Here is an 11,667-nt window from a genome sequence, read left to right as displayed (position 1 = left end):
AGTGATCGCCATTCAAACGCTGTGATCGATGTTTGAATGTGCCGTTGAGCATGCGTTTCAATCGCGTGGGCATGCCCACCCTACGTTACGCTACGGTTCCATGAACTTGCTACGTGCGGCCGTGCACCGTAGGGTGGGCACTTGTACCCACGCGGATGCGGCCCATGCAAGTCGAATCCTTATCCTCGCCCCGACGTCACCAGCCGCTCCAGGTTCTGCTGCATCTGCATCCCGATACTGTCGAAACTGCACCCGACCTGCACCTGTTCGCCCAAGAGAAAACTGCGGAAAGGGCGCAGCAGGCGGATTTCGAGGTCGGCGACGATCGCCAGCGCCGGGCCCAGCTGCAGGCGCACGCTCTTCAATTTCCTTCCGATATACAGTTCGGCCGCTTCGCCCGGCGTGGCGCGCAGGCCGACGCCGCCCGTCGAGTAGTCGCACAGCGGCATCTCGAATTGCTTGTTGAGCAGGGTGAAGGTGGCGGCGTAGCTGCCGTTGATCGGGGTGTCGAGGCGCGGCACCGCGCGCCGGTTCAGGACCAGGCAGGTGTCGGGGAACACGGCCGGCACCAGGTGGGGCGTGCCGGGGAGGGCGGCCCAGTCGCTGTCCAGTTCGAACTGCAGCCTGGCATCGCCCTCGAGCGCGGCGACGAAGGTGGCGCGGCCGGCGGGCAGTTCACCGGCGAGGTCGAGCGTGAATTGCGGTTCTTCCGGGTGCACGAAGTCGATGCGCGCCAGCAGCGGCTCCCCCAGGCTCGGGTAGACCGTCAGCGGCGCGCCGAGCCTGGCCAGGCTCGTCAGGGTTTCGCCGATGTCGAAAGGATCGCGCATCTCGTGCGGGGACGCGTCGGCGTCGATGCGCGCGAGCATGTCGGCTGGGCGGGGCGGATGGAGTGGGGTGTCGGTCACGGCGGCGATCCTTGCGGCGGAAAAAACTGCCCGGCAGGACGCCGGGCAAGCAGCAGTATAAACCGCCGCGCTTCCAGTTGCAAAAAGTTAATAGTTGTTTGCAGGATGTCAGCGCTGCCGTTGCGCAGCGGTCACGCTCAGATTTCGAGGTTGTCGATCAGGCGCGTGGTGCCAAGCTTGGCCGCGGCCAGCACCACCAGCGGCGCGCCCTGCGCCAGGTCGCCGGCCGACGGCGGCTGCAGGTCGACGCGCTTGCGCACCGAAATGTAGTCCGGCTTCCAGCCGCGCGCGGCCAGTTGCGCCATCGCTTCGCGCTCGACCGAGAAGATGTCGAGGTGGCCGCCGCGCATTTCGTTGGCGACGAAATTCAGGCCCTGGTACAGGGCCGGCGCTTCGGCGCGTTCTTCCGGCGACAGATACATGTTGCGCGAGGACAGCGCCAGGCCGTCGTCGGCGCGGAAGGTTTCGGCGCCGATGATTTCAGTCGGCAGCGCGAACTGGCGCGCCATGTTACGCACGATCATCAGCTGCTGGTAATCCTTCTTGCCGAACACGGCCACGCGCGGCTGCACGCAGGAAAACAGTTTGGTGACGACCGTGCACACACCGCCGAAGAAGCCGGGACGGAATTCGCCCTCCAGCGTATTGCCGAGGGTGTCAGGCGGCTGCACGCGGTATTCCTGCGGTTCCGGGTACAGGTCCTTCTCGGTCGGCGCGAACAGCACGTAGACGCCTTCCTTTTCCAGTTTCTCGACGTCGGCCTGGAAGGTGCGCGGATATTTGTCGAAGTCTTCGTTCGGGCCGAACTGCAGGCGGTTGACGAAGATCGAGGCCACCACCGGGTCGCCATGCTTGCGCGCCAGGCGCATCAGAGACAGGTGGCCTTCATGCAGGTTGCCCATCGTCGGCACGAAAGCGGTGCGCAGTTGGCCGCGCAGCTGGTCGCGCAGTTCGTCAATGGTCGTGATGATTTTCATAATTAGGTACGTAAAATGATGTGCGGCATATGCTGGCCTAAGCCGGCGAGTATGCCAGGCGCACGTAGATCGGTGCGAACGGCTCGGCCTGGGTGATTTCGACCAGGGTTTCCTTGGCCAGTTCGAGCAGGGCGACGAAGTGGACGACGACGATCGGCACCGAGGCCGCGCCATGAAACAGTTCGCCGAATTCGACGAAGCGCTGCGACTGCAACGTGCGCAGGATGGCCGACATGTGCTCGCGCACCGACAGTTCCTGGCGCCCGATGCGGTGGTGCTGGGTCAGTTTCGCGCGGCGCAGCACGTCGAGCCAGGCGCGCTGCAAGTCGTGCGGATCGACCTGCGGCCAGACGGGCTCCAGGCTTTGCTCGACCGGCAGCGACGGGCGCTGGAAATCGCGTCCTTCCTGCGGAATCAGTCCCAGGTTCACGGCCGCGATCTTGATCTGCTCGTATTCCAGCAAGCGCCGCACGAGTTCCGCACGCGGGTCGCCGCCGTCTTCAATGAGGTCGTCCTGCCTTTTGGGTAAGAGCATTCTCGACTTGATCTCGATCAGCATCGCCGCCATCAGCAGGTACTCGGCCGCCAGCTCGAGGTTGCTTTTGCGGATTTCCTCGACGTATTCCAGGTATTGCAGGGTGACCTGCGCCATCGGGATGTCGAGGATGTTGAAGTTCTGCTTGCGGATCAGGTAGAGCAGCAGGTCGAGCGGACCTTCGAAGGCGTCGAGGAAGATCTCGAGGGCATCGGGCGGAATGTACAGGTCGTTCGGCATGCGCAGCAGCGGCTCGCCGTACAGGCGTGCAATCGCGGCCGCCGCGATGTCGTCGAGGCCGGCCGGGTCGACATGTGCCGCGGCAGGCAGGTCTGCGGCGACGACGTCGGCCGCCTCTGGCGCATCAGGCACGACCTGCTCCGGCAACACGCCCCTCAGCCTTTAGAACTTGGTCTGGTACGGATAGGCGTTCTGGCGCAGGCGCGATTCCTTGGTGCGCGCTTCTTCGTCGAGCGAAATCGGCAGCTTGTCCCACAGCAGGGAGCGGCCTTCCTGCTGGCGCTCTTCCATCCCCGGCGTCTTGGACTTCAGCTCGTCGATGAACTTGGTGTGCTCGGATACGTAACCGGTAAATTTAGGCATTGTCTTGGTCGATAAAAAAGGAAGCCGGGATGGCGAGGCAGATTGTTCTGCCCGCGCATTCCGACGTCAAGGATTACGGGTGCAGCGCGTTGAGTTGGCGTGCAATGATGTCGTGGTTCAGCCACACGACCGGGGCAATCTTTTCCGACGCGCCATGGAACATCAGCGGACCGGCGCCTTCCAGCACCAGCGAGGACAGGTGGTCGGTGATCAGCGCCTTCTTGTCCTTGTGCAAGTCGGTGATGGCTTCCGAGGTGCCGATCATGACCTCAGCCAGGGCCGGGGTATTGTCCATCGGCCAGGCTTCGAAGTTGCGGAACTCGGCGCTGGTCGGCTCGTTGTTGTAGCGTTCGATGGTGTCGAGCAGCGATTGCAGCGAGGTGCCTTCGCCCAGCAGGTCCTGGCAGATTGCCCACTGCTTCTCTGCCCATTCTCCGCCGCCTTCCTTCTTCAGGGCGGTCAGCAGCGGGAACAGCGACAGCTCGACGCCGACGAAAATGTCCGACGAATTGGTGCGGATTTCCGGGCAGTTGAAGACGGTCGCGAAGATTCCCTGTTTCCAGGCCGCTTCGGCGATGCTTTCCAGGCGCATCTTGGCGTAGCCCTGGGTGTAATTCGTGTAGGTCTGCCAGACGTACTGGCCGCCGATCAGGATCTCGGTGCCGTGGTAGCCGTAGGCGGTGTAGCGCACTTCGCCGCCGGCCTTGGTCACGCGCTCGCGGATCGGCGCCGAGGCATCGATCAGGTACTTCAGCGTGTTGGCCGTGACTTCGTCGAAGTTCATCAGGATCAGTTTACCGAGGTCGCTCTCTAACAGTGCGCGCGAGGACTCGAAACGCTCGCCACGGCCTTTATAGATGCGGTTGGCAATGGCCAGGAAGGCCTTGATCTTCGGAATGCCGCCGGCCATCGTATGGGCGAAGAACACGTTGGCGCCGTCAGGGATCAGCTTGTCGATTTCGCCCATGACCTGGGCGGCGCCGGTGGTGAAGCGGCGCACGCCGGCTTCGCGGCAGCGCTCGATCTTTTCCCAGTCCAGCTTGTCTTCCTGCCAGGTCTTCAGCTTGACGCCTGCCAGCATCTCGGTCGGGTTCTGTTCGCCTTCCGGGGCGTCCATGTCGAAGCCGGCCATCAGCGGCACGTTGATGATGCGTCCGCCCAGTTTTTCTTCGGCTTCCGCGTGTTCTTCGGCCGTCAGGGCGCGCAGGGCGCCGGTTTCGTCGCGGCGGCCGACGGTGATGCCGACGATCGTCATGCCCGCGTCGCGCGCCTCGTCGATGAGGCCGTTCACATAGCCGCGGCCGAACAGTTCGCCGAAGAGGACGAAGACGTCGCCCTTGCGGAACACGTTGGCGGTAGGGATGTGGCGCAGGGGAGTGAGTTCGGTCATGTTATTTTCTACCTCTCAAGGAGTTTGTAGGGGCGTCTGGGGCGCGTGTTTCTTGACGAAAAACGGCATTATAACGCCGCCGTGCGCCCTGGAAAATGTTCGCTCCGGGGCGATGTTGCCATATTCTTACTTGATCAGCGGATGCGCATGCCCGGCGTCGCGCCCGGCATCGGGTCGAGCAGGTACAGGCCCGGATTGGTTTTCTCGTCGGCAGCCGAGGCGCACAGCACCATGCCTTCGGAAACGCCGAATTTCATCTTGCGCGGCGCCAGGTTGGCCACCATCACCGTCAGCTTGCCGACCAGGTCTTCCGGCTTGTAGGCCGACTTGATGCCCGAGAACACGTTGCGGTGGCGGCCTTCGCCCACGTCCAGCGTCAGGCGCAGCAGCTTGCCGGCGCCTTCGACGTGTTCGCAATTGACGATGCGCGCCACGCGCAGGTCGATCTTGGTAAACTCGTCGATCGAGATTTCGGGCGCGAGTGCTTCGATGTCGGCGGCCTCGGCAGCGTCGTCCTCGTCGGCCAGCGCGGCGACGGCCAGGCTGGCATCCGATACGACCGCAGTCGGGGCAGGCGCGGGCTTGTCGAACAGGTTCTCGACCATCTTGGCGTCGACGCGCTGCATCAGGTGGCTGTAGGCGCCGATCGTGCGGCCCAGCATCGACGCCGTCACGGCCTCGCCTTGCGTGTCGGCCCAGCCCAGGGCGCCGTCGCCCAGGAATTCGGACACGCGCGCGGCCACCTGCGGCAGTACCGGCGACAGCATGATGGTCAGCTGGCGGAACAGGATCAGGGCGGTGGTGCAGACGTCGTGCAGTTCGGCGGTTTTGGTTTCATCCTTGGCCAGGATCCACGGTTTGTTTTCGTCGACGAACTGGTTGGTGACGTCGGCGATTTCCATGATCTCGCGCAATGCCTTGCCGAATTCGCGCGCTTCGAAGCTGGCCGCGATGCTGGCCTGGCGCTCGGCGCCCTCAACAGTCAATGCCTTGGCGATCCAGCCCTTTGCGTTGTCCGACAGTTCGGAAGCCAGCTTGCCGTCGAACTTCTTGGCAATGAAACCGGCGCAGCGGCTGGCGATGTTCACGTACTTGCCGATCAGGTCGCTATTCACGCGGGCGACGAAATCCTCGCCGTTGAAGTCGAGGTCTTCGACTTTCGCGTTCAGCTTGAAGGCGAGGTAATAGCGCAGCCATTCCGGGTTCATGCCCAGTTCCAGGTAGCGCAGCGGCGAAATGCCGGTGCCGCGCGACTTCGACATCTTCTCGTTGTTCACCGTCAGGTGGCCGTGGACGGCGACCTTCAGCTTGTCGATGATCGGGTGGCCCGAGAAATTCAGCATCGCCGGCCAGAACAGCAGGTGGAAGGACACGATGTCCTTGCCGATGAAGTGCACCTGCTCGGCGTTCGGATCCTTCAGGAAGGCGTCGAAGTCGAGGCCCTGCTTGTCGAAATAATTCTTCAGCGACGCCAGGTAGCCGACCGGCGCGTCCAGCCACACATAGAAGAACTTGCCCGGCGCATCCGGGATCGGGATGCCGAAATAGGGCGCGTCACGGGAAATATCCCAGTCGGCCAGCTTGTCGCCGGATTCGCCCAGCCACTCGGACACCTTGTTCACCATTTCCGGCTGCAGGCGGCCTGGCGTGTTCAGCCATTCCTTGAGGAAATGGAAGCAGCGCGGGTCGGACAGCTTGAAGAAATACTGTTCGGAAGGCTTCAGGACCGGGGTCGAGCCGGTGAACACCGAGTACGGATTGATCAGTTCGGTCGGCTGGTAGGCCGCGCCGCAGACTTCGCAGTTGTCGCCGTACTGGTCCTTCGCGTGGCACTGCGGGCACTCGCCCTTGATGTTGCGGTCGGCCAGGAACATGCCCTTGACCGGATCGAAGAAGCGGTCGACGGTCTTGGTGACGATCAGGCCGGCATCGCGCAGCTTGCGGTAGATGCCCTGCGACAGTTCGACGTTTTCCGGCGAATCGGTCGAATACCAGTTGTCGAAGCCGATGTGGAAGCCGTCCAGGTACTGGGCGCGGCCGGCGGCGATCTTGGCCACGAATTCCTGCGGGGTGATGCCTTCCTTTTCGGCGGCGATCATGATCGGCGTGCCGTGGGTGTCGTCGGCGCAGACGAAATGCACCTGCCTGCGGGTATCGCCGTCGCGCTGCATTCGCTGGAAGCGGACCCAGATGTCGGCCTGGATGTATTCCATCATGTGGCCGATGTGGAAGGCGGCATTCGCGTAGGGCAGGGCGGTAGTGACGAACAGCTTGCGGGTCATGGTCGAAACGCTATTGGAAGAATGAAAGAAAACATTTTACCAGCGGATGGCCCTGAGCGCGCAGGGGGTATTGGCGGGAATGATCACTCCGACAACAAGGATTGGAGCGTTTTTTGCTACACTGCGCTCATCACATTGGAGAAATACATGAGCATCACTGCAGACGACGTCAAAGCCGCATTGGCAAAGGTCATCGATCCTAATACGGGCAAGGACTTCGTGTCCTCGAAATCGGTCAAGAATGTCCTGGTCGATGGAAACGACGTTTCCCTCGACTTGGAATTGGGTTATCCGGCGAAGAGCCAGATCGCTTTGCTGCGCGCGGCCGTCGTGAATGGCGTCAAGACCATTCCGGGTGTCAGCAACGTCAGCGTCAGCGTCCAGGTCAAGATCCTGTCGCACGCGGTGCAGCGCGGCCTGAAGGTGATGCCGAACGTCAAGAACATCATCGCGGTCGCGTCCGGCAAGGGCGGTGTCGGCAAGTCGACCACCGCCGTCAACCTGGCCCTGGCGCTGGCCGCCGAAGGCGCCAGCGTCGGCGTGCTCGATGCCGACATCTACGGCCCCTCGCAGCCGATGATGCTGGGCATTAATGCGCGTCCGGAAAGCACCGATGGCAAGACCATGGAACCGCTGGAAAACCACGGCGTGCAGGTGTCCTCGATCGGCTTCATGATCGATCCGGACGAGCCGATGGTCTGGCGCGGCCCGATGGTCACGCAGGCGCTGCAGCAGCTGCTCGAGCAAACCAACTGGCGCGACCTCGATTACCTGATCGTCGACATGCCGCCGGGCACCGGCGACATCCAGCTGACGCTGTCGCAGAAAGTGCCGGTCACCGGCGCCGTGATCGTTACCACGCCGCAGGACATCGCGCTGCTGGACGCGCGCAAGGGCTTGAAAATGTTCGAGAAAGTCGGGATTCCGATCATCGGCATCGTCGAAAACATGAGTACCCACGTTTGCTCGAACTGCGGCCATACCGAGGCGATCTTCGGCCATGGCGGCGGCGAAAAGATGTGCAAGGATTTCGGCGTCGATTTCCTCGGCGCGCTGCCGCTGACGATGTCGATCCGGGAACAGGCCGATTCCGGCCGCCCGACGGTGGTGGCCGATCCGGACGGTGCCGTTGCCTCCGTCTATAAAGAGATCGCGCGCAAGGTTGCCGTCAAGGTGGCCGAGAAGGCGAAGGACATGACGAGTAAATTCCCTACGATCGTCGTCAAGAACGATTAATGCGGATCGGTTCGATCCGGGAACGGCTGGCCGCTCTCGGTGCCTTACCCGAACACCAGGCGCGCGTCCTGCGCGACTGGGTGTAGGGCGCGCCGCACGAACGCGGGCGGCGCCGTCCCGCCGATTATTTACCCAAGGCTGTGCGTGCAGCGCTGCCGCAGCTCGACGCCGAACTGGCTGCACTTGCACGCGTCATCAGCACGCACCCGGCCGAGGATGGCTCGGCGCGCCTGCTGGTGGGGCTGGCCGACGGCCAGGCGGTGGAGACGGTGCTGTTGCCGCGCGACGGCGTCTGCGTGTCGAGCCAGGTCGGCTGCGCCGTCGGTTGCCGCTTCTGCATGACCGGGCGCGACGGTTTGCTGCGCCAGGTGACGAGCGGCGAAATCGTGGCGCAGGTGGTGCTGGCGCGGGCGCAGCGGCCCGTCAAGAAAGTCGTGTTCATGGGCATGGGCGAGCCCGCCCATAACCTCGATAACGTGCTCGAAGCCATCGAGCTGCTCGGGGTCGAAGCCAACATCCCCCATAAAAACCTGGTGTTTTCCACCGTCGGCGACCCGCGCGCCTTCGAGCGCCTGGCGCAGGGCCGCGTCAAACCGGCGCTGGCGCTGTCGCTGCATACGACCAAACCGGCGTTGCGCGCCGAACTGCTGCCGCGCGCGCCGCGCCTGACCCCTGGCGAGCTGGTCGAATTCGGCGAAACCTACGCGCGCCTGACTGGCTATCCGATCCAGTACCAGTGGACGCTGCTCGAGGGCGTCAACGATGGCGAAGATGAACTGGACGGCATTGTCGCGCTGTTGCGCGGCAAGTACGCCATCCTGAACATGATCCCCTACAACACCATCCCCGACCTGGCCTTCCGCCGCCCGAGCTGGGAACGCGCGCGGACGATCGCGGCGGCGCTGCATGCGCGCGGCGTGCTGACCAAGCTGCGCGACTCGGCGGGGCAGGATGTCGAGGGCGGTTGCGGGCAGCTGCGCGCCCGCGCCGCGCGCACCATCCCGCTCGAACGCGCTTAAAACCACTTTTCGGCAAAACACGACAAATTTTCTTGTCAAGCGTTGCGCGCATGTTTTTCCACGTTGTTCCTGTTTAAAAATAAAGTCTGTAGGAAATTTCCTTCCTACACTGGCGTTTGACCCTACTCGCCAAGCGGCCGTCTGGCCGTACAGAGGACACATGAACAGCACCTGCGCGCGCTGGAGCGACCGTTATATGGGCGCCAACCACTGGTTCATTCCTGCCGACCTGTTGAACCAGGCCGCGAATGCACGCGCGCGCGCCGAAAACGTCGTCAATGCCGCCCTGCTGGCCGTCACCGCCGGCCCCTTTTACGCGCTCGCGTACCACCTGCTGGGATTCGACGCCGCCGCCATCGAGATCCTGCTGTGCTGCGCCTGCATGCTCGGTTCGCCCTTGCTGCTGCGCGCCAGCGGCAGCATCTGGGCGGCGCGCGAGCTGTTCCTGTGCGCGCTGTTCTTCAATTTCACATGGCTCAGCTATAACCTGGGCGGGATCGGCGCGCCCACCGCCAGCTGGTTGATCACCGCGCCGCTGGTGGCGATGTTCCTCGGCGGCGTGGCCAGCGCGCTGTTCTGGCTGGCGCTCAGCTGCACTGCCGCCATCGCCATCTATGCCTTGCCCGGGGCCGGCCATCCGCTGCCGCTTCACCCGGTGGCCGACATGGCGCTGCTGTACCTGGTCTGCCACCTCGGCCTGTTCGTGGTGGTGCTGATCTTCGCGCTGCTGTTCGAGCTGACCAAGACCAAGGGCTTCGTGAAGCTCGAGCAGGCGCTCGGCACCATCAACGAACTGGCGATCCGCGACGAGCTGACCGGCGTGCACAACCGCCGCCACCTGATGCGCCTGATCGAAAAGGAAAAGGAGCGCTGCGACCGCAATGGCCGCGTTTTTTGCCTGTGCCTGCTCGACATCGATTTCTTCAAGCGGATCAACGACACCTGGGGCCATGCCGCCGGCGACACGGTGCTGCGCGCCTTTGCCGGCACCGTGCAGGGCAAGGTACGCGGCAGCGACTGCTTCGGGCGCTATGGCGGCGAGGAATTCCTCTTGATGCTGCCCGAAACCCCGTCCGCCGACGCGATGGTGCTGGCCGGGCGCGTGCGTGCGGCGATCGAGAAGATGCGCTGCCTGGACGGCGGCAACGAGATCGCCTTGACGGTGTCGATCGGCTTGGCCGAGTACCGCGTGGGCGAGGCGGTCGGGCTGGCGGTCGCGCGCGCCGACGAAGCCTTGTACCTGGCCAAGTCGAGCGGACGCAACCGGGTGGTGTGCCATGGCGAAGCGACGGCGCCGGCGGCGCAGGCGCTGCGCACCGGCGAGGCGGGCAGCGCCGGCCTGCGCGACCTGGGCGCGAGCGTGGGGCGCATCCTCGACGGCGTCCATTGCGACCAGCTCACGGGGCTGCTGAACCGGCGCCTGCTGCGCGACCGCCTGCGCCACGCCATGGACCGCGCCGACCGCAACCGCCGCCTGGTCGCGCTGCTGCTCCTGAATATCAACAAGTTCAAGGAAGTCAACGACGCCCTCGGCTACGAGGCCGGCGATGCGCTGCTGGTCCAGGTGAGCACCAATATCCGCCAGTGCCTGCGCGACGGCGACACCGTGGCGCGCTGGAGCGGCGACGAATTCGTCTCGCTGCTCGAAGACATGAGCGAGGAGGGCGATGCGCGCCAGGTGGCCGAAAAGATCCTCGACCGCTTCGGCCTGCCGCTCTCGCTGGAACCGGCGGGGAAGGCGCGCGAATGCTTCGTCACGCTGTCGGTCGGGATCGCGCTGTATCCCGCCGAAGACTGCGACCTCGACGCGCTGCTCAAGCGCGCCGACATCGCCATGCGCAGCGCGCGCGCCTGGGGCGAGAACAGCGTGCACCTGTATTCGAGCGCAGCCTGCGAGCCGCAAAGCGAGCGCCTGACGCTCAAGAACGGCCTGCGCGAGGCATTGGCGCGCGGCCAGCTGTTCCTCGAATACCAGCCGCAGGTCGACCTGGCCACGCGCCGCATCGTCGGCGTCGAGGCGCTGCTGCGCTGGCAGCATCCGGTCTACGGCCGCATCGATCCGGGCCGCTTCATCCCGCTGGCCGAGGAAACCGGCATGATCGTGCCGATCGGCGACTGGGTGCTGCGTACCGCCTGCGCCCAGAACCGCGCCTGGCGCGACGCCGGACTGCCCGGCGTGAAGACGGCCGTGAACCTGTCGGCGCGCCAGTTGCGCCATCCCGGCATCGCCGCGCGCGTACTGGAAATCGTCCAGGACGCGGTGCTGCCGAGCGGCTGCCTCGACCTCGAAATCACCGAAGGCGTGCTGATCGACGACCTGGCCGCCAACCGCGAGGTACTGGGCGCGCTGCGCGCCGCCGGCGTGCTGGTCTCGATCGACGACTTCGGCACCGGCTACTCGAGCCTGAACTACCTGTCCGAACTGCCGGTCGACGTGCTCAAGATGGATGGCCTGTTCGTGCGCCGCCTCGGCCAGAGCGTGCGCGCCCGGCCATATGCGATCGCCGAGGCGATCGCGGCGATGGCGCACCGGCTCGACCTGAAGGTGATCGCCGAATGCGTCGAAACGGCCGAGCAGCTGGACGACCTGTGCGCCATGCGTTGCGACGTCGCCCAGGGTTACCTGTTCCACCGTCCGCTGCCCGCCGAGCAGGTCGGTGCGCTGCTGGCGCACCAGGCCGACCAGGCGCTGGCGCCGGCCTGATTCCTGGTTCCCC

8 protein-coding genes and 1 pseudogene are annotated in these 11,667 nt (G+C 64.4%); 3 read left to right on the top strand and 6 right to left on the bottom strand.

Going from position 1 to position 11,667, the window contains the following annotated elements; translation table 11 throughout:
• Positions 1-179 precede the first annotated feature (179 nt).
• From IFT60_RS12890 to metG, 6 genes are all read right to left on the bottom strand, one after another.
• Positions 180-908, bottom strand: a complete 729-nt coding sequence (locus tag IFT60_RS12890) for a PilZ domain-containing protein (protein WP_374000871.1) — start codon at positions 906-908, stop codon at positions 180-182.
• Between the two features lie 137 nt (positions 909-1,045).
• Positions 1,046-1,885, bottom strand: coding sequence for a pantoate--beta-alanine ligase (gene panC, locus IFT60_RS12885; protein ID WP_192052368.1), 840 nt, complete (start codon positions 1,883-1,885; stop codon positions 1,046-1,048).
• A 37-nt stretch (positions 1,886-1,922) separates the two neighbouring features.
• Positions 1,923-2,792 (bottom strand): segregation and condensation protein A, encoded by an 870-nt coding sequence (locus IFT60_RS12880; RefSeq protein ID WP_374000874.1) that lies wholly within the window; start codon positions 2,790-2,792, stop codon positions 1,923-1,925.
• Positions 2,793-2,822: 30 nt separating this feature from the next.
• A complete protein-coding gene (locus tag IFT60_RS12875) occupies positions 2,823-3,023 on the bottom strand; it encodes a DUF3460 family protein (RefSeq protein ID WP_192052366.1) in 201 nt (66 codons plus the stop codon).
• 73 nt (positions 3,024-3,096) lie between these two features.
• A complete protein-coding gene (locus IFT60_RS12870; protein WP_192052365.1) occupies positions 3,097-4,413 on the bottom strand; it encodes an enoyl ACP reductase FabMG family protein in 1,317 nt (438 codons plus the stop codon).
• Positions 4,414-4,547: 134 nt separating this feature from the next.
• Positions 4,548-6,695, bottom strand: a complete 2,148-nt coding sequence (gene metG / locus IFT60_RS12865; protein WP_192052364.1) for a methionine--tRNA ligase — start codon at positions 6,693-6,695, stop codon at positions 4,548-4,550.
• A 147-nt stretch (positions 6,696-6,842) separates the two neighbouring features.
• Between metG and apbC the strand changes: the two genes are divergently transcribed.
• From apbC to IFT60_RS12850, 3 genes and pseudogenes are all read left to right on the top strand, one after another.
• Positions 6,843-7,931: an iron-sulfur cluster carrier protein ApbC gene (gene apbC, locus IFT60_RS12860; protein WP_192052363.1), complete on the top strand. Its 1,089-nt coding sequence runs from the start codon at positions 6,843-6,845 to the stop codon at positions 7,929-7,931.
• A pseudogene (locus IFT60_RS12855) lies at positions 7,931-8,950 on the top strand (RNA methyltransferase). Before apbC ends, IFT60_RS12855 begins: the two are co-directional and overlap by 1 nt.
• Before the next feature lie 160 nt (positions 8,951-9,110).
• Entirely contained in the window at positions 9,111-11,654 is a 2,544-nt protein-coding gene (locus IFT60_RS12850) for a diguanylate cyclase (RefSeq protein WP_192052362.1), read from the top strand.
• Positions 11,655-11,667: the final 13 nt, after the last annotated feature.

It is taken from the genome of Massilia sp. CFBP 13721, from assembly GCF_014842025.1.
Classification (GTDB): Bacteria; Pseudomonadota; Gammaproteobacteria; order Burkholderiales; family Burkholderiaceae_D; genus Telluria.
Note: the sequence above shows the minus strand (reverse complement) of the source record. Positions and strands in the feature narration are given on the sequence as shown.

Coding starts and splice junctions, on each gene's coding strand:
- panC (WP_192052368.1), bottom strand. CDS start 1,885: ATGAAAATCATCACGACCATTGACGAACTGCGCGACCAGCTGCGCGGC.
- IFT60_RS12875 (WP_192052366.1), bottom strand. CDS start 3,023: ATGCCTAAATTTACCGGTTACGTATCCGAGCACACCAAGTTCATCGAC.
- IFT60_RS12870 (WP_192052365.1), bottom strand. CDS start 4,413: ATGACCGAACTCACTCCCCTGCGCCACATCCCTACCGCCAACGTGTTC.
- metG (WP_192052364.1), bottom strand. CDS start 6,695: ATGACCCGCAAGCTGTTCGTCACTACCGCCCTGCCCTACGCGAATGCC.
- apbC (WP_192052363.1), top strand. CDS start 6,843: ATGAGCATCACTGCAGACGACGTCAAAGCCGCATTGGCAAAGGTCATC.
- IFT60_RS12850 (WP_192052362.1), top strand. CDS start 9,111: ATGAACAGCACCTGCGCGCGCTGGAGCGACCGTTATATGGGCGCCAAC.